This is a genomic window from Cupriavidus sp. C3SS-1, from assembly GCF_057073755.1.
The window spans coordinates 564,700-581,874 of record NZ_CP172701.1 but is presented as its reverse complement, the minus strand read 5'-3'; the positions used below and the strand labels follow the sequence as shown (position 1 = coordinate 581,874).

General features: G+C 62.6%; 16 protein-coding genes. 11 read left to right on the top strand and 5 right to left on the bottom strand.

The features are described 5' to 3' along the window. Positions 1 to 17 precede the first annotated feature (17 nt). Positions 18 to 356: a CYTH domain-containing protein gene (locus ACIGJC_RS31350; protein ID WP_483715178.1), complete on the bottom strand. Its 339-nt coding sequence runs from the start codon at positions 354 to 356 to the stop codon at positions 18 to 20. A 69-nt stretch (positions 357 to 425) separates the two neighbouring features. Here ACIGJC_RS31350 and ACIGJC_RS31345 point away from each other — a divergent pair, with 69 nt between their 5' ends. Continuing rightward, entirely contained in the window at positions 426 to 890 is a 465-nt protein-coding gene (locus tag ACIGJC_RS31345; RefSeq protein WP_483714831.1) for a hypothetical protein, read from the top strand. Further along, a complete protein-coding gene (locus ACIGJC_RS31340; protein ID WP_483714829.1) occupies positions 821 to 1,210 on the top strand; it encodes a hypothetical protein in 390 nt (129 codons plus the stop codon). The genes ACIGJC_RS31345 and ACIGJC_RS31340 overlap by 70 nt, the downstream gene beginning before the upstream one ends. Positions 1,211 to 1,448: 238 nt before the next feature. Here ACIGJC_RS31340 and ACIGJC_RS31335 read toward each other — a convergent pair whose 3' ends face one another. Both ACIGJC_RS31335 and ACIGJC_RS31330 read right to left on the bottom strand, forming a co-directional pair. Next, on the bottom strand, positions 1,449 to 2,198 hold the full coding sequence (locus tag ACIGJC_RS31335; RefSeq protein ID WP_483715177.1) for a UPF0149 family protein: 750 nt from the start codon (positions 2,196 to 2,198) through the stop codon (positions 1,449 to 1,451). A gap of 689 nt (positions 2,199 to 2,887) precedes the next feature. After that, positions 2,888 to 3,922 carry an AraC family transcriptional regulator gene (locus tag ACIGJC_RS31330; RefSeq protein ID WP_483714828.1) on the bottom strand — a complete coding sequence of 345 codons (1,035 nt, stop codon included), beginning with the start codon at positions 3,920 to 3,922 and terminating at the stop codon, positions 2,888 to 2,890. Between the two features lie 144 nt (positions 3,923 to 4,066). Here ACIGJC_RS31330 and ACIGJC_RS31325 point away from each other — a divergent pair, with 144 nt between their 5' ends. From ACIGJC_RS31325 to ACIGJC_RS31310, 4 genes are all read left to right on the top strand, one after another. Then, the gene (locus tag ACIGJC_RS31325; protein ID WP_483714826.1) at positions 4,067 to 4,474 is read left to right on the top strand and encodes a carboxymuconolactone decarboxylase family protein; all 408 of its coding nucleotides are present in this window, start codon (positions 4,067 to 4,069) and stop codon (positions 4,472 to 4,474) included. Between the two features lie 37 nt (positions 4,475 to 4,511). Next, positions 4,512 to 5,567: a beta-keto acid cleavage family enzyme gene (locus ACIGJC_RS31320; protein ID WP_483714824.1), complete on the top strand. Its 1,056-nt coding sequence runs from the start codon at positions 4,512 to 4,514 to the stop codon at positions 5,565 to 5,567. Positions 5,568 to 5,672: 105 nt separating this feature from the next. After that, entirely contained in the window at positions 5,673 to 6,947 is a 1,275-nt protein-coding gene (locus ACIGJC_RS31315; RefSeq protein WP_483714823.1) for an MFS transporter, read from the top strand. A gap of 31 nt (positions 6,948 to 6,978) precedes the next feature. Further along, positions 6,979 to 7,806, top strand: coding sequence for an SDR family NAD(P)-dependent oxidoreductase (locus tag ACIGJC_RS31310; RefSeq protein WP_483714822.1), 828 nt, complete (start codon positions 6,979 to 6,981; stop codon positions 7,804 to 7,806). Between the two features lie 324 nt (positions 7,807 to 8,130). Here the strand turns inward: ACIGJC_RS31310 and ACIGJC_RS31305 are convergent, their stop codons facing one another. Further along, on the bottom strand, positions 8,131 to 9,081 hold the full coding sequence (locus tag ACIGJC_RS31305) for an alpha/beta hydrolase (RefSeq protein WP_483714821.1): 951 nt from the start codon (positions 9,079 to 9,081) through the stop codon (positions 8,131 to 8,133). Positions 9,082 to 9,545: 464 nt separating this feature from the next. Between ACIGJC_RS31305 and ACIGJC_RS31300 the strand changes: the two genes are divergently transcribed. From ACIGJC_RS31300 to ACIGJC_RS31280, 5 genes are all read left to right on the top strand, one after another. Then, positions 9,546 to 10,496, top strand: coding sequence for a LysR substrate-binding domain-containing protein (locus tag ACIGJC_RS31300; protein ID WP_483714820.1), 951 nt, complete (start codon positions 9,546 to 9,548; stop codon positions 10,494 to 10,496). A 93-nt stretch (positions 10,497 to 10,589) separates the two neighbouring features. Beyond that, positions 10,590 to 12,038 carry a sulfatase family protein gene (locus ACIGJC_RS31295; protein WP_483714818.1) on the top strand — a complete coding sequence of 483 codons (1,449 nt, stop codon included), beginning with the start codon at positions 10,590 to 10,592 and terminating at the stop codon, positions 12,036 to 12,038. A gap of 15 nt (positions 12,039 to 12,053) precedes the next feature. Beyond that, complete coding sequence (locus ACIGJC_RS31290; RefSeq protein ID WP_483714816.1) at positions 12,054 to 13,400, top strand: FAD-binding oxidoreductase; 1,347 nt, start codon at positions 12,054 to 12,056, stop codon at positions 13,398 to 13,400. Positions 13,401 to 13,439: 39 nt separating this feature from the next. Then, positions 13,440 to 14,390 (top strand): Bug family tripartite tricarboxylate transporter substrate binding protein, encoded by a 951-nt coding sequence (locus tag ACIGJC_RS31285; protein ID WP_483714815.1) that lies wholly within the window; start codon positions 13,440 to 13,442, stop codon positions 14,388 to 14,390. A gap of 66 nt (positions 14,391 to 14,456) precedes the next feature. After that, complete coding sequence (locus ACIGJC_RS31280) at positions 14,457 to 15,764, top strand: MFS transporter (RefSeq protein WP_483714814.1); 1,308 nt, start codon at positions 14,457 to 14,459, stop codon at positions 15,762 to 15,764. A 227-nt stretch (positions 15,765 to 15,991) separates the two neighbouring features. On the opposite strand, the gene ACIGJC_RS31275 is transcribed toward ACIGJC_RS31280, so the two are convergent. Next, on the bottom strand, positions 15,992 to 16,573 hold the full coding sequence (locus ACIGJC_RS31275; RefSeq protein ID WP_483714812.1) for an NAD(P)H-dependent oxidoreductase: 582 nt from the start codon (positions 16,571 to 16,573) through the stop codon (positions 15,992 to 15,994). Positions 16,574 to 17,175: the final 602 nt, after the last annotated feature.

The following is a 17,175-nucleotide window of genomic DNA, read 5'->3' as shown; positions in this document are numbered from 1 at the left end:
GCCGTGCTTCCTATGGCTTATCGCGCAATATTTTCCGATTTCTGAAGCGCCCCCAGATTGGGCTCGGACGTTCCGACGACCGTCTCGTACTCCTCGCGGTCGTACAGCCCGCCGGTCGGGGCACCCCCGGATTTCAAGGTCTGGACGAGCTGACCACCCACGCTACGGACGCGCAGCGATGCACCGTGCTTGCGGAATAGGAAATCAGGGGTATCGAAATATGTACTTTCAAGAAGTTGCTCTCTCGGTGTGTCCGTTTTCAGTTCCAGAAGCTTGGGCAAATCGTTCCAAGCGATGTTGGGCTGGACCGCAAACTCGAGTTTCAGTTCCTTTTCCACATTCGCTCCAAAGATCATCTGCTTCACCCTTTTCGGTTCTACATACGACCAAGAAATTTTTGCATGGTCTGGCTTGAGGGGTGGCCTGTGCAGCAATTCACCGACCCGGCTATGCAGGTGCAATACCCGTGCCTTCCGTGGAACAACGTCAATTTCTCAACGTGGCAACGCTATTACGACGAAGTCCAAAAGCAATATCCAGATGAGGACGAAAGCCGCGGGCTGTTGCCATTCGGCGGCTGGCAGATCTACGATGCCATGGTCGCGTACGCGAAAGAGGATGACGTGGTCGGTTTTCTGTGCGCAGCGGGCATCCCCTCTCTTTATGTTGGCGACAGTTGCCAACCGCTGCACATTTCCTACCTGTTCAATGGCGATCCGGACCGCCAGGTGGAAGGCACTGTAAACGACGAAGTTAACGGCGGTACCAAACCTGGCCTGGTGCCGTACGGGAAGGGTGTCACGTGGCTTATGAGGACGACATGGTCGACTATCACGTCGACCCGCTTATTCACCGGTTGGCGCAGGCGCACGGACGCGGCGCACTGGTAGAGGGCGGCCAGCAGGCCGCTATCGACGTCGTCAAGCTAATGCAGCTTACGTTTACCTGCACCAAGCCAATGGATCTGGTGGAAGCCTATGCACGATCCGAGGGCAAGAAGCCTAAGCCGCGTGCCGATGACCTATGGACGCAATTTGACAATCCAACCGCCGACGTGATGGCAGCGGGATGCTGCTTGCTGGCAACGCTCTGGCAGAGCGCGTGGAGGGAGGGCGGCGTCGAAGCGCGGAATCTTTCCACCGACGTCCTCGCAGAGGAACACTGGCGGCGCGCTACTAGGATCCGAAGTTTCTGCCCTCATATACACTGAAAGCCGTCGGACCGGTGCTTGGATGACTGCTGTCAGGTCCAAAGCCGACGCCTAGAATGCTGAGTCGGTCCCACGGTACTGACGATACCCACGCCCGTTGGCTCGCATGGCCGCCATGATTTCCGTGGCGCTCCCGAGTGACCGGTTACAAGTTAGAGCCAACTCCTGAACGAAGCCACCCTCATGCGACTCGCCTGAGCAATTCGGGCAGACAATCGGCCAATTCTGGCTGAATCCCTTATCTCCCGTGGCACTTCTTGAATTTCTTGCCGCTGCCGCAAGGACACGGGTCGTTGCGGCCGGGCTGTTCGCCCCTCACCACGGCCTCCACGCGCGGGCCCAGGCTCTTCCAGATCTGGCGCAGGTCGTAGACAGCCCAGATCGCCTCGCCGAAGGTTTCCACGCGCGCCTGACTGGTGCTGGGCGGGCCATCCTCGCTATACATGCAGACCTCTGGCTGGCCGGTGTCGTCCTCGGTCAGGGCGACAATGGCGTCGAGCGCGTCGTCCAGCCACTGGGCGGCTTCCTTGTCGCGTGGGGCGGCCCATTCCTCGGACCAGTTCTCCACCGCGAACATGAAGCCCAGCGCCCACACCTGGCCAAACGACGGGATTTCCCGCCCGTCCATCTCCGCGCGCTCTTCCTGGGGCAGGCTCAAGATGGCGCCGCGCATGTCCATGGCCTCGGGATGGAAGGTGCGTTCGTCCTCCAGCGTCTCCACGGGCTGGTCGAGCTGATGCTCCACCTCGTTCCATCGACGCTGCCACAGCTCCATGAAGCGGGTCTGCTGAGCCGCTTCATGGAACGCGGGCAGCAACGGCAGGGGGCTGCCCTCGGCCACGTCGAGCGCCGCGCCGTCGCCCAGCAGCATGGGCAGGTAGTCGGCAGCCGGGATGCGGCGGCGCGTGCAGACCAGGGCCGTGAGAAAGCCGTCGCAGAACTCCCATTGCGGGATTTCCTCAGCGCGCTGGCGCAGGTCGTCCAGCAGATCATCAAGCTCCTAGAGTTCGTCGGGCGTCAGGGTGGTGGCTTCGGTCATGAGGCGGGTTCTCGCGGTGCGGGGTGGGGTGGGGATGCGCTGGACGCATCGCCGCGAAGTATAGCGCGGCCCCTTTGCAGAAGTGCGTCGTACGACTTGCGAGACCGTGACGTTTCGGTACCGCGCGCCAAGCCGGGTGCACCCCCGCGGCCGTTCGCCGGAGCGACGGCCGCTCCCGAGTGGCTCCTGTTGGCCGGACACGGTCGTCGACCCTCATTCACAGGCCAGGCCGGGCTCAATCGTCGGCTTGCGACCCACCTGAGACGTCCAACACTGACGGGTCCTAACTGCCGTTTAGGGCGACAATCAGCCACCTATGTTAGTGGCAGGTTCAATGTCCGACGTCTGAAGAAGTTCGGCCTCGGCTCGACTGGACTTTCCGCGGTTTTCGAAGCTTGCCGCCACTTCGACACGGTCTTGCCAAAGTGCTCTCTGAACCAGAAGGCGAAGGCGCTGGGAGTAGAGAATCAGAGAAGATCAGCGAGTGCGGCGAGCGAGCGACTCTTATCAAGAATCTGGCGTGACGCAAGTTCAGCCCGCAGCGACTGAAGCTGGGACAAGACGTTATATGCGAACAGGACCGGAGCCTGGTACGTGAGCATCGTGCGCAGCGGCGACGCATCCACGGGAGCAGGTCCTTATCGAGGCTCTGGCATGCGCCCCGCCTGCTCCGCAATCGCAGCGCGGGTTCGCCACTGCGAGGCACTGCATCCAAACTGGCCGGTGAACCAGTGTGAGAACGCGCTCAGCGAGGCAAAGCCAAGCAGGACGGCCACTTCCGAAAGGTGACGTTCTCGATTCTCGATATATCGCCCGACGAGATCCATCCGGATCGCGTTCAGCAGCCCGGAGTAGCGCTCGCCCTGGCTCGCCAGGCGGCGTTGCACCGTCCTCTCATCCATGCCGAGGTGCTCCGCCACCCGGTCGATCGAGCACGCTCCCGACGGCAGCAAGGCGATGATCAGCCGTCTCACCTTGTCCGCCATGCTGTCCTCGGACCGGGCGAGCATCGCGTCGAGATACTGCCGCACCTGGCGGGCGATGGCCGGATCGTAGGAGGGAAGCGGGGCGTCGAGGTCGGACGCGTCGCAGATAATGCCGTCAAACTCCTGGTTGAACAGCACCGGCATCTTGAAGACGCGCAGGTGAGTCGCGGTACTGGCTGGCGCGGAATGGGTGAAACAGATGCTTCTAGGTTTCCACCTGGGACCGAGGAACAGCGTGAGCACGCGGTACAGGACACCGACCACCAATTCTGAGGACTGTCTCAGCGAGCCGGAAAGCCCGACCAGTGCTTCCTGCCGGATGGTCGCCAGGCCGTCTGCCCCGTCGATACGCATTGCGATGGCCTCGTTCTGCAGGCGCAGGTACCGGACCATCGATTCCAGCGCACGTCGCAGGGTCGGCTCCTCTCGCATCACGAATGCCAGGGGGCCGAGGTTGGCAAGTTCCCGTGTCTCGGCCATGCGGAGCCCGAAATCCTCCACGCCTGCCGCCTGCGCTGACACATCCAGCAAACGGGACACGGCTGCCGCGGAAATCCGGATATCGGGATCGACCAGGGCTGCAAGGCTGATGCGGGCCGCCCGCAGAAAGGCGAACGGCTCCAGGCCCAGCGAGCGGGCTACTTCGACGTAATTGGTGAGGCTGGCGCTTCGTAGCTGGTAGGGCATGGCGTTTTCCCTGACTGTCGTGAATTCTAAAGCGTATGTCGTGTTTCATCAAATTGATGCCGACCGGTGGCCGATACTTTTCAACATTGGCGCCCCCGTGCGCCATGCGCCTGAAGTCAACCTAATCCGTCGAGGAGAACGAACATGAGCAGCCAGATCCGCTCCAACGCCACACCCCTGTGTGACCAATTGCGGGCAACCGGGAACTGGAATCCCGCGTGGGACGCCATTGCCGAACTGGACCCGGCATGGATCGAGAAATTCATGGCGATGGGCATGCACCCGGTCCTCTCCGGCGTGCTCGATCCCAAGGTCTACGAATTCATCGCCATTGCGGTCGATGCGTCATGCACCCACATGTACGCCCCGGGCACCCGCCGCCACATTCGCAAGGCGCTCGAACTGGGCGCCACGAAGGAAGAGATCGCCGCGGTGCTGCAGGCCGTCAGCGTGCTTGGCATCCATACCAGCAGCCTGGGCGCGCCGATCCTGCTGGAAGAACTCGCAGCACTGCAACCGGAACAAGTGTCGGCTGAGCGCGCCGCCGCCTGAAGACGATTCGCGCTACGCACAATCAAGTGAGACTGAAATGCACTTTCTAGACGATTCCCTCCTGCCCGAGAACCAGGAAAAGCTGGTTATCCAGGTGGCTCCCTTCGGGCCGCAGTGGTTGCCCGGCGATTCGGACGATATTCCGGTGACCATGGATGAGCAGGTCCAGAAGGCGGTCGACTGCTACAACGCGGGGGCCACCGTGCTCCATGTGCATGTACGCGAGGCCGACGGCAAGGGCAGCAAGCGGCTGTCCATGTTCAACGAGATGCTGACGCGACTGCGCGCAGCCGTGCCCAGGATGGTGCTGCAGGTGGGCGGTTCGATCTCCTTCGCGCCGGAAGACGAAAGCCAGGCCGCGAAATGGCTGGCCGACGATACGCGTCACATGCTGGCCGAATTGCAGCCGAAGCCGGACCAGGTCACGGTCGCCATCAACACCGCGCAGATGAACATCATGGAACTGATGACCGAGGCTGACGTGGCGGGGACTTCCCTTACGAACCCGGCCATCCAGGCGGCATATCGAGACATGATCGTGCCGTCGAACCCATCCTGGCACGTTGAGCACATCAAGCGACTGGTCGCGAAGGGCATCCAGCCGCATTTCATGCTCGGCAACCTGACAGGCCTGGAGACGGTCGAGCGACTGATTCGCGCCGGCGTCTACCACGGACCGCTGATCCTGAACTACGTCGCCATCGGTGGCGGCGCTGCCGGGCTGCATCCCGCTGACATGCTCGAGTTCGTGCGCCGCACGCCGGACGGAGCCGTGCTGACGATCGAAACGCTCAATCGAAACGTGTTTCCGATGAGCGCCATGGCGATCGCGCTGGGCTTGCATGTGCGCGTGGGCATCGAAGACACGCTGTTCGGCCCCAACGGCCAGCGCGCAACATCCGTGCAGCAGATCGAAACGATGGTGCGCATTGCCCGCGAACTGCATCGTGAAGTTGCCACCGGCGAAGACGCACATCGCATCTACCAGACCGGCACGTTCTGGAACAGCGCCGATGAAACCCTGGCCCGCCTGGGCATGGTGCCTAACCGCAAGCCAATGCAACGCGGAGTGCCGCTACGACCTGCCGCCTAAGCTTGCCCCTCTCGCCCTCATGGAGAGCGGCACGGATGCGCCTTAGCACATGGTCGACAAATATTGATACGTGACAGATAGAGGCACTCGAAACAGGAGACAAAGATGTTTTGGAAGAAGAGCCCCTCCGCCGTGCTGGCCAGCTTGCTGGTCATCCACGTGCTTGCCATGGTTGACCGCAACATGCTGCTGGGCTTTTCGCCGCAGATCATCGCGGACCTGCATCTCAGCAACGCCCAATACGGCTTCCTCGTCGGGGCTGTGTGGGTGCTGAGCTATGCGTGCTCGGTAGTGTTCCTCGGCTCCATGGCCGACCGCTTCAGCCGCACGCGCATCCTGGCCGGTGGCGTGTTTGTCTGGAGCCTGTGCACCTGGGCTTCGGGCCATGCCCAGAGCTTCGATCAGATGGCGCTGGCGCGCTTCTTCGTCGCCATTGGTGAGGCCGCGCTCGTGCCGTCCACGGTGTCACTGCTGGCCGAATTGTTCGTACAGGAGCGGCGTGGCACGGCCATGGGCATCTTCTTCATGGGCATTCCGCTGGGCATCGGTGTCAGTTTTCTGCTGGCTGGTACCTTTGGCGCCGTGCATGGCTGGCGCACCACTTTCTATGCCCTGGGTGGCGTGGGCATTGCCGTCGCCGCGCTGCTGGCCGGCCTCAAGGACGACCGGGGCCAACTGCCGGTGCACGAGCGTGGGGCCCCCTTCATGCAGCAGGTGCGCGACACGCTGGGCCTGCTGCGCCGTAGCCCTGCGCTGTCGCTGATGATTACCGGCTTTGCACTCTTTCACTTCTTCTTCGTCGGCCTGACGTTCACGCAGCTATGGCTGGTGGAGGAGCGCGGCATGGACGCCGCCGCCATTGCCTCGCGCATCGGCATACTGCAACTGGTGTTTGGCGCGGCGGGCTCGGTGGTGGGCGGCGTGCTGGGGGATCGCATGGCGCAGCGGCTGCCCGGCAAGCACGCCGCCGTGGTCGTGCTGTTCATCGCTGTGTGCGCGGTGCCCATGATCGCCTACCGCTTTGCCGAGCCCGGTTCGTTGGTGTTCTACACCGGCATGTGCGCAGGCTTCTTCCTGCCGCTTGCCCTGTACGGGGCCGGGAACGGCGGCATCGTGAACCTGACACCGCCGCAGATGCGCTCCACGGTCAGCGCCTTCAACATGCTGAGTGTCAACGTCTTTGCCCTGTCCATCGGCAACGTCATGGCGGGGCGTGCCGTGGATGTGATGAAGGCCCGGGGGGTTGCCAATCCGCTCTCGCACGTGGTGCTGGCGTCCGACCTCCTGGGCATTATATCGATCATATTCTTTGCGCTGGCCGCGGTGGCTATCGCCCGGCACCAACGCGGCGAGGCAGGTGGCGTCCCTGCCTGCGCCTAGGTTTCCCCTCAGTACAGAGCGGAGTGAATTCATGAATAAGCTGCAGGATAGAGTCGCCCTCGTCACGGGGGCCGGACAGGGCCTGGGCAGTGCCATCGCGCGGGCCATGGCCCGCGAGGGCGCCCGACTGGTGATCTGCGACATCAACATAGAAACGCTGGAGGATACCCGCGCAGCGATCGAAGCCGAAGGCGTGCCCTGCCTGGCGCTGCGCTGCGACGTGTCGGATGTGGCCGCCGTCGACGCCATGTTCGTGCAGGCCGCCGAGCGCTTTGGCGCGGTGGACATCCTGGTCAACAATGCCGGTATCGTCCCCGCGTCCCAGAAGGACACCGAGCGCCGCAACAAGCTCTACGCCTACCTCACCACGGCCATGCCGCGCCAGTCGCTGGGCATCGTGTCGTCGCTGACCGACGACGACTGGCTCAAGTGGTGGGGCGTAAACATGCACGGCGTGTTCTATTGCACCCGCGCCGCGCTGCGCCAGATGGAGCCGCGCCGCAGCGGCAAGATCATCAACATTGCCTCGATCGCGGGCATGAGTACGCTCAGCATGCACAGCCCTGGCTACTCGGCCACCAAGGCGGGCGTCATCAGCCTGACTAAGACCACTGCTATCGACGCTGCTGGCGCCAACATCTATGTCAACGCCATCGCCTGCGGCGGAGTGATGACGCCGCCGTTCCAGGCCTACATCGCCAATGCCAGTGAAGCGGAGAGAAACAGCCTGTTCCAGTTGTCGCCGCTGGGGCGACTGGGCGAACCGTCGGAATACGCGTCGCTGGCGGTCTACCTGGCCTCGGACGAGCATTACCTGGTAGGCCAGGTCATCAGTCCCAACGGCGGTGCTGTAATTTGAAGGCGCGTCAGGAGCCGCAAGTTCGGTCTCCACAACTTCAATCGTAGACAAGGATGACGCGCGCATAATCGCAGATCAACACCATTCGTCGATGGCATACCGCGAAAATCTGCACTCGCACGAATTGCATCTGGCCAGCGAAAGTCCGTTAGCGTTGCCGGAGCCGACGTTCGAATGACCGCGTAGTCGCGCTGACCAACGACGTCTCATGGCCGGTCTCGGCCTGATGACCGCCCCGAAGCATCGATCATCTCTGACCGACCCATTGACGATGTTCGCGTTTCGACAACCCCCGCTGCCCGCTGTCCACGGCCAATTCACAAGCTATGGAGTGGCACGGACGAAGGAAAGGATAGCTGCACCTATGGACTCGTCTGAAGAATTGATCGAGTAGACCTGCGAGAAATGGTTGTGCCCAGCGAATTGAGTGAAGGTTGGACAATGTCCTCGACCGCACAGCGTGTCGCGCAACTCCAGGATCTGCCTTGTAAATGGAAGCGGATCGAATTCTGTCAATGTCACCATCAGTGGTACTGGTGTCTGCACCAACCCGGGCATGGCTGATCGCTCGGCATATTGGCGTTGGTCATCGCCGTAATAGGCGGTAAGTGAAGGGCTGGCATCAGCGGTTGCCGGGTCAAAGATATTTCCCGACATGAGTATCGCGCCGGCCAGGCCCACGCCATCGGGTCCATGTAAGTGCGGCTGTGCAATATACGAGGCGACAAGGGCGGCGCCAGAAGAGTGCCCCAGAATGAAGATGCGCTTGGGATCCCCGCCATTTGCTGCGATTCCTTTCCTTATCCACTGGACGGCAAGGCCAATATCTTCGGCCCCCGACGGCCACTGGTGCAATGGCGCTAGTCGGGGGTTGACGTTAACGCCGACCATTCCATGCCTGACGGCCCACAGCATGACATTGTCATAGAAGGGGCTGCCCGCCGCATGTTTGTCGCCGGCGACAAAGCCGCCTCCATGTATAAAAACCAGTACAGGGAGGGGCGCTGCCGACATGGGTTCTGGGGCGAAGAGATCGAGGCGCTGGCCGTCTTCCGATCCATAGGCAAGATCTCTCGTTACCCTGACTCCTGTATAGGACTGAGTCGCCAAGGAGGGCGCATACAACGCCGCCGTGGCACGGGGCTCCGTCACTCTACCCAGTGCCTGAAGCTTCGCAGCAAACTCTGGCTGTACTTGGGCGTAACCCGGGGAGGCGGCCGCAATGACCACTGCCGCGGCAATGCGGATAGCGCTCATACATTGCTGACTTGTCATTGGTCGCTCCTTTATCTCCGATTCGCGTGCCTTGCAGCCTGACATGCTGCGGCCTTGATCAGGATAGGGTAGGAGGTTAGCGGGCCACCTGCCACACGTGGCATGCGCTGCGCTGCAATCGGGCGGGTTGATCGTTATCCGAGCAGGCGACGCTCGGATGATGCCGTTCATTGGCCGTAGATGGCCCGCACTCGTCCCGCGTCAACTGAGGTGAGAGTGCCAGACGGCCCTTCGCGGACCCATTTGCGCCGCTCATGCCGATGCCGTCCCAACGGCTGCTATCTGGAGGTACAACAGCAGCATTGCTTGCGCAGTACGGCGAACGCGCACGGTACGCCGTTGCACTGAGGTGCGGGGTATTTCAACGCGCCTTTCATTGCGCTGACCAGTGGAAGGCGCGAGTGCTTAAAATGGCACGTCAGAACCCGGTGACACAGAACGGGGCGCCACAGCGGGGACGTGTCATGAACATCACATTGCGTCAACTGAAGTACTTCGTCGAGATCGCGCAGAGCCGGAGTCTCTCGCGCGCGGCGGAGCGGTTGCGGGTGGCGCAGCCAGCTCTCAGCCAGAACGTTTCCTCGCTGGAAGATAGCCTCGGCGCGAAGCTGTTTGAGCGCCACGCACGCGGCGTTGAGCTTTCGCCGGCTGGCCAGCGGCTGTTGGCGAGCGCACTCGATATCCTCGCCCGGACAGACGCACTGAAGCAAGACATCGACGGACGCCCGGCGTTACTGACCGGCAACGTGCGTCTGTCGATCGCCGGGTCGATTTCGGGTGCCGTGATCGCACCGCTGCTCACTGCGGTGGGTGAGGAGTATCCGGGTATCGAGCTGACAGTCCGCGAAGGCATGTCTTTCGAATCGCGTGCGCTGGTGGAATCTGGCCAGGCGCACCTGGCCCTGATGCCAAGCCCGTCGGAAATCCAGGGCATGGCTTCCGTGCCGCTCTATGAGGAGCGCTTCCTGCTATATGGCGCGTACGCCGCCATGCGCCGCAAGCCGGAGACGCTGACGTTTGCCCAGGTGGCGGACCTGCCGTTGGCTGCGCCGGACGGAGCGCATGACCTGCGCAAGATCATCGAGCGCGCAGCCAGTGTCATCAATCGTCGCCTGGATGTCCGTTACGAGCTGAACAGCCCGCTCATGCTAGCCGCGGTGGCGCGCGACGGGCTCGCATACGCCGTAATGCCGCCCAGTGCCTGCCTCGACGCCGTCGCCGCTAGGTCGATTACCGGACGTCCCGTGGTGGAGCCCGAATTGACCCGGATCCAGGCGCTTGTCTGGCCCGAGGACCGGCCGCTGTCGCCGGCGGCAGCCGCGATCCGCGATCTCATCGCCCGGATCGTCGGCGAACTCGTGGAGAGCGGACGACTACCCGGCCGCCCGCTCGGAACGACCTATAAGAAAAAATGAAACCGTCCTAGTCCGAGACAGTATTGGTTTCGGAGAAGCTGGCTAACTAGAGTGTCTCCAGAGCGCAATCAGACGCCTTTGACGGAGACAAGCATGGCAAGCAAGAACGTGGTGGTCATCATGTCCGATGAGCACGACCCGAGGATGATGGGCTGCTCCGGGCATCCCTTCGTCAAGACCCCCAATCTCGACGCGCTGGCCTGCCGTGGCGTGCGCTTCCCCAACGCCTACACCCCCAGCCCGATCTGCGTCCCGGCCCGCGCGGCATTTGCCACGGGGCGGCGGGTGCACGATGTCCGGCTCTGGGATAACGCGATGCCCTACACCGGCCAGCAGCGAGGCTGGGGCCACGTGCTGCAGGACAAGGGCATCCGCGTGGAGAGTATTGGCAAGCTGCACTACCGCAGTGAAGAAGACCCTGCCGGCTTCGATGCGGAGCACCTGCCGATGCATGTGGTTGGTGGCCATGGCATGGTGTGGGCTTCGATTCGCGATCCCATTCGTCCGCGCGTAAACGGCCCGCGCATGGTGGGTGAGCGCATCGGTCCGGGCGAATCGTCCTACACGCAATACGACCGGGCGGTGACGCAGCGGGCGGTGCTGTGGCTGCAAGATGCGGCAAGACGCCAGGAGGACGGCTTTGTCCTGTACGTGGGACTGGTCGCACCGCATTTTCCCTTCGTGGTACCGGAGGAGTTCTACAATCTTTACCCGACGGACCGGCTGCCGGAGCCGAAACTGCATCCCGCCACCGGCTATGAACAGCATCCCTGGGTCAAGGAGTACTGCGACTTCATGGCCTCCGAGAAGCAGTTCGCCGATGCGGACGAGCGCCTGCGCGCCTTCGCCGCTTACTACGGCCTCTGCACCTGGCTGGACCACAACGTCGGCCAGATCCTCGCGGCGCTGCGTGACAACGGGCTGGAGGACACGACGCATGTTATCTACACATCGGACCACGGCGACAATCTCGGCGCGCGCGGCGTCTGGGGCAAGTCGACCCTCTACGAGGAAAGCGTGAAGGTCCCGATGCTGCTGGCTGGTCCCACCGTCACGTCTTCCGTCTGCGAAACCCCGGTCGACCTGCTGGACCTTTTCCCCACGATACTGCAAGGCGCAGGCTTTGATCCGGCGACCGAGAGCGGTGACCGCCCCGGCCGCTCGCTGTTCGAGCTTGCGCGTTCGGCACCGGAGCCGGAACGGGTCATCCTCAGCGAGTATCACGCGGCGGGCAGTAACGCCGGCGGATTCATGGTGCGAAAAGGCCGCTGGAAGTATCACTACTACGTTGGCTTCAGGCCCGAGCTGTTCGACCTGGAGAACGACCCCGAGGAACTGTCCGACTTGGCCGGCCACCCGGAGTGCGCCCCCATCCTGGCGAACATGCACGAAGAATTGCTGGCGATTTGCGACCCGCACGCCGTCGACCAGCAGGCCAAGAGCGACCAGGCCGCACTGGTCGCCTACTACGGCGGCCCGGACGTCGCCCACACGCTCGGCTCGTCCACCTCTACCCCTGTGACGGCCAAGACTGCTGCTTAAGACGGGAGAGGCATCATGGACAAGCAGATTCAATTCGCGGCGTCGACCGAAATCGAAGATCGTTTTCTTAAGGACTGGAGCGGACTCACCGTCGGGCGGCCCGCGCAGGTGTTCCGTCCGGTCACGACCGGGGAGGTGGTGGCCATCGTCAGGGGCTGCCATGCCGAAGGGCGCAACATCACGGTGCAGGGTGGGCTTACGGGCGTGGCCGGCGGCGCGGTTCCGGGCGACGGCGACGTGGTGATCAACCTGGAACGCATGAACCGGATTGAGGACATCGATGCCCTCGAAGGCGTCATGCAGGTGCAGGCCGGCGCGACACTGCAGCAGGTACAGGAGGCCGCCGCAGAGCAGGGTTGGATGTTCGCGGTCGATCTTGGCGCGCGCGGCAGTTGCCAGGTTGGCGGCAATGCATCGACAAACGCGGGCGGCATCCGCGTGATGCGCTACGGGACGATGCGCGATTCCGTGCTGGGCGTGGAGGCCGTGCTGGCCGATGGCACTGTTGTCTCCTCCCTGACACGCCTGGTCAAGAACAGCACCGGGTTCGATCCGCGCTTCCTGTTTGTCGGCACCGAAGGCACGCTGGGCATCATTACGCGGCTGACACTGCGGCTGCACCCGCCGATGGGCGAACTGGCAGCGGCGTGGGTGTCCGCCGACCGCTTTGAGGCGCTACCGCAATTGCTGCGCGCGCTCAAGCGTCGGCTCGGGTCGGCGATGTGCGCCTTCGAGTTCATGTCAGACCGCTTCGTCAGCCTTGCCTCGCGCCTGACCGGCCAGACGGCGCCCGTCCGCACCGATGCGCCCTGGCATGTGTTGATCGAGGCGGCGGGGAATATCGGCCAGTCGATGGAAGACCCGCTGCAAGCGGCGCTATCCGACGCCCTCGAGGCAGGACAAATCACCGACTGCGCCTTCGCCGCATCGCTGTCGCACCGGGAAGCCTTTTGGCGCCTTCGCGAATCGATCCCGGAAGTCCTGACGCACCTGAAGCCCGCGGCAACGCTCGATCTGGGCCTGCCGTGGAGCGAGACCGCCGGCTATATCGAGAAACTGGAAGCGGCGCTGCGGCAGCGCCTCCCCGGCGCCGAACACCTGTTCCTCGGTCACCTCGGCGACAACAACATCCACCTGATCAGCGGTCCCGTCGACGACGACGGCCTGCACATCGTCGACGAACTGGCCTATGACGTGCTGAAAGGCCGCGGCGGCACCGTCAGCGCCGAGCACGGAGTGGGGCGGCTGAAGAAGGAATACCTCCTCGTGTCGCGTAAGCCGGAGGAGCTTGCACTGATGCGACGGCTCAAGCGGGCGATGGATCCGGCCGGCATACTGAATCCCGGTCGTATATTCGACTAGCGCGGGGGCAACATGCAACGAAGGACATTTCTCGGAGTGATGGGGGCGTCGCTGCTCGTCACGCTGGATCCTGCGCGGGCCCAGGGCTATCCGGCCGCGCCGGTCAGAATGATCGTACCGTACGCCGCAGGCGGCGGTGCGGACGCCATTGCACGCCTGCTGGGGCAGGGCATGAGCAAGGAGCTGCGGCAGAGCTTCGTCGTCGACAACCGCGCCGGTGCCGGCGGGATGCTGGGTGCCGAGGCCGCGGCCAAGGCGTCGCCAGACGGGTACACGGTGCTTGTTGCTGGCAATCCGGAGCTGACCATTACGCCCTGGTTGCAGTCAAAGAATTCCTATACGCCGACCACCGACTTCACCCCGGTTGTGCTGATTTCTCAGTCGCCCAACGTGCTCGTCGCCAACGCATCGCTCGGTGCGAAAACCTTGCGCGCAGCGCTCGGTGTCGCGAAGCGAAATGCTGGCGGCATCACGGTCGGTACGCCGGGCAACGGATCTCCGCAGCATATCGCGCTGGAACTGCTGCGTGCGCAGACGGGCCTGGACATCATCCATGTCCCCTACAAAGGCGCCGGCCCCGCCACGATTGCCGCGCTGGGTGGAGAGGTGGCGTTCGCGCTCGTCGGCGCGCCACCGCTGCTGCCCCATATCGCGTCGGGAAAGCTGGTGCCGCTTGCAGTGACGCAGCCCCATCGCTCGCCGTTGCTTCCAAATGTCCCGACGATGGGTGAGGCGATGGGCGTCATGCGCGACGACGACTTCGTGACGTGGTACGGCTTGCTCGTGCCGTCGCACACCCCGACGGATGTTGCCAGGCAGCTCGAGAAGGCGGCCTTCGCCGTGCTTGGTCGACCGGACTCACGGACAAGATTCGCAGCGCTCGGGACGGACCTCGTGGCGATGCCGGGCGCGCAGTTCGCAGAGCGCATGCGCAGCGAGTCGAAGCGCTATGGGGACATTATCAAGCGCTTCGGTATCAAGGGGTCGTAGTTACCTTCGCCAGAAGTTCTGAGTGCCACGACGGCAACGCCCCAAAGATTAGACTGGAGACAAGCAATGACGTCGATAGAAATTGCACTGCAATCGCATCAGCCCATGCTAAGGCAGAAATGGAAGACGGTAATCCTGGCGAGCCTGGGTGGCTCGCTGGAGTTATATGACTTCATCATCTATGGTGTCTTCGCCAGGGAGATTGCAACGCAGTTTTTTCCGGCGGCGGACGCTGTCGCATCGCTTCTCGGCGCTTTTGGTGTCTTTGCGCTGGGTTACGTCTCACGGCCGCTAGGCGGCATCGTCCTGAGCAGCCTGGGAGACCGGTTCGGCCGCCGTTTGGTGTTCCTGGTGTCGGTGCTGGCGATGTCTGCCACGACCATCGGCATGGGCCTCATTCCGGGCTACACGACGCTCGGAATGATGGCGCCAGTGCTGCTGGTGTTGCTTCGGCTTGCCCAAGGCTTCTTCCTGGCCGGTGAGTTACCTTGTTCGATCACGTATGTGGTAGAGGAAATCCCCGGTCGCGCCAGTATGGTTAGCGGACTGGTCATCTTCTGCGCGGCATCGGGCATCCTGGTCGCTACGTTGGTCAGTCTGGTGATTCACACCACCTTGCCGGAACGCGACGTGCTGGCGTACGGTTGGCGGATCGCCTTTATCTTCGGCGGAGTCATCGGCCTTGTCTCGTACTGGCTCCGGACCTCACTCGAGGAATCCAGCGAATTCCAGCAACTCCGGAGTCACAAGGTCAGGCGTCCCTTCAGGAAGGTGCTCACAGAATATCCGAAACAGATTGCTGTGGGCGTCGGGATGGCTGGGATTGTCAATGCATCGAACAGCCTGCTATTCGTGGTATTGCCGTCGTACATGGCGCTCGTCCTGCATACAGATGCGCGCCTTGTCAGCGAAGGTCAGAACATCGGCGTTGCCACGATGTGCATGTCGCTCCTTCTCTTCGCGTTCCTCGGGGACCGCATCGCGCCGCGTCACTGGCATCGAATCGGAGCTGTCCTGATGCTGGCGGGGAGTTATCCGTTCTACGCGCTGCTCGCCGCCCACAAGCTCGATGTGCTTGCGGCATTCATGATCATAGGTGCCGTCGGCGGACTGGTGAATGGATCATACGCCTTCCTGTTGGCCGATCTGTTCCCGACCAATGTCCGTTTCAGCGGCATTGCACTTTCACTCAATCTGGCAACGGTCATCTTCACGGGAGCCACCCCTTTCTTAGTGACGCAACTACTACATGCGACTGGATCCCTGGCCGCACCAGGACTCTATTTGACGGGTGTCGCGGCGATTGCGCTTGTGTCCAGTATCTGGTTGAAGACGATGGGTGGCCGGATCAATCGGGTCGGAGGTGGTACCTAGTTGCTGATACCACTTTGGCCAGATAGACACTTTCGCTTCGGCGGACAATAAGGCCCGCGTGATGGATGCACGGAAATCCGGGATCGAGGCCTAGCAGACATCCGAGTACCCGTTTTGAGTTTGTGGCCAGCGTCCGTTGATGGTCTCAGTCTGATGCCCGCCGCGAAACTGGAACCGTCTCTCCGTCCGGGAAGGGGCATCCAACGCATGTGTCTGCCGAACTCCGGTCAGTTCCCGCGCGCGCCATACGAACGCATCTTCTCGATCCAACGGGCACGTCTGCTCTCGTTGGAAAAGGTAAGTCCATAGAGGTTTTCGCGGATGGGCTTGATCCCGGCGAAACTCAGCATACTGCGTTTGAAGCTGCGGACGCCGTATGCGCCAAAGTACCAGCGATACAGCAGCGCTGGCATTCCCATGGTCACGACGATGCGAGCCGAGCGGCCGGCGAGCAGTCGTCTGGGGAACCCATTCTTCTTGTAATCCATGGCAAAGCCGGGCCGGAAGATGTGTTCGAGAAAGGCCTTGAATAGCGCCGGCATGGTTCCGTGCCACAGCGGAAACAGAAAGACCCAATGCTCCGCCCAGCGCATGTCCTCACTTGGCTGCTCCAAACCAGGAGGTAATGCGCCAGTCTCGAACTCAGCCTGCGTGCGAAGCAGCGGGAAGTCGAGCTTCGCCACCTCGAGGCGCCGTACGACGTGTCCCGCCGTGGTCGCACCTTCAGCGTAGGCGTCGGCCAGCGCATGCAGCAAGTGATGGCCCGATGGGTCTGGATGCCCCTGGATGATCACGATGCGCTTTGACATGAAGCAGCCGAAGTTGTTGGGGAGACCAGCGGTATGGGCGGCTCCCCCGAAAGGTGGGCACTTAGATTGTGAATAGCAATGAAGGGCCGTGCCTGCTTTGCGCTGGATCAAGGGCAAGCGAGTCCTGGAAGTTCCCGCCCCGACATCGGCAGCGTTCCAATTGCTGAGGAGCGCCGACCGCAGATCGGGAATCGCCCGTCCCGCCGTCGTGAGTCGACCGGTGGTTTGCAGGCCGTGTCGGTCATCGGCGATCCGAGACCGGCTGACACAAACTGGCCGGCAAACGCTTGTCAACGCGGCGACCCGGCAAGCCGGCAGCGGCGGCTGTAGCCGACCCACTACAGTCACTGGACCATGCGTTTCGCCAACGGCAGTTTCCTGGTGCGAAGCGGTCGTCTGAATGGCACGGTCGGGGCGACATCGTACGTCGCTTCCTGTCCGACTTCAGGCGACCGAGGGGAGGGCGCCGGTCGGAACTACCCGCCCCTTCTCGGAAGCCGGCCGGTCCAATTGTTCTGGCTGAAGTTGCGACAAGAGCGGTCGCCCGGTTCGGCGTTGCAACTGTCGCTCGCAAAGTTGAATGCCACGTGTTGCTTGGCAGA

Bases quoted from the DNA above. Each gene is read 5' to 3' on its own strand.
- ACIGJC_RS31320 (WP_483714824.1), top strand. From the start codon at position 4,512: ATGCACTTTCTAGACGATTCCCTCCTGCCCGAGAACCAGGAAAAGCTG.
- ACIGJC_RS31340 (WP_483714829.1), top strand. From the start codon at position 821: ATGGTCGACTATCACGTCGACCCGCTTATTCACCGGTTGGCGCAGGCG.
- ACIGJC_RS31285 (WP_483714815.1), top strand. From the start codon at position 13,440: ATGGGGGCGTCGCTGCTCGTCACGCTGGATCCTGCGCGGGCCCAGGGC.
- ACIGJC_RS31310 (WP_483714822.1), top strand. From the start codon at position 6,979: ATGAATAAGCTGCAGGATAGAGTCGCCCTCGTCACGGGGGCCGGACAG.
- ACIGJC_RS31280 (WP_483714814.1), top strand. From the start codon at position 14,457: ATGACGTCGATAGAAATTGCACTGCAATCGCATCAGCCCATGCTAAGG.
- ACIGJC_RS31330 (WP_483714828.1), bottom strand. From the start codon at position 3,922: ATGCCCTACCAGCTACGAAGCGCCAGCCTCACCAATTACGTCGAAGTA.
- ACIGJC_RS31300 (WP_483714820.1), top strand. From the start codon at position 9,546: ATGAACATCACATTGCGTCAACTGAAGTACTTCGTCGAGATCGCGCAG.
- ACIGJC_RS31290 (WP_483714816.1), top strand. From the start codon at position 12,054: ATGGACAAGCAGATTCAATTCGCGGCGTCGACCGAAATCGAAGATCGT.
- ACIGJC_RS31350 (WP_483715178.1), bottom strand. From the start codon at position 356: ATGATCTTTGGAGCGAATGTGGAAAAGGAACTGAAACTCGAGTTTGCG.
- ACIGJC_RS31295 (WP_483714818.1), top strand. From the start codon at position 10,590: ATGGCAAGCAAGAACGTGGTGGTCATCATGTCCGATGAGCACGACCCG.
- ACIGJC_RS31315 (WP_483714823.1), top strand. From the start codon at position 5,673: ATGTTTTGGAAGAAGAGCCCCTCCGCCGTGCTGGCCAGCTTGCTGGTC.
- ACIGJC_RS31275 (WP_483714812.1), bottom strand. From the start codon at position 16,573: ATGTCAAAGCGCATCGTGATCATCCAGGGGCATCCAGACCCATCGGGC.
- ACIGJC_RS31325 (WP_483714826.1), top strand. From the start codon at position 4,067: ATGAGCAGCCAGATCCGCTCCAACGCCACACCCCTGTGTGACCAATTG.
- ACIGJC_RS31305 (WP_483714821.1), bottom strand. From the start codon at position 9,081: ATGACAAGTCAGCAATGTATGAGCGCTATCCGCATTGCCGCGGCAGTG.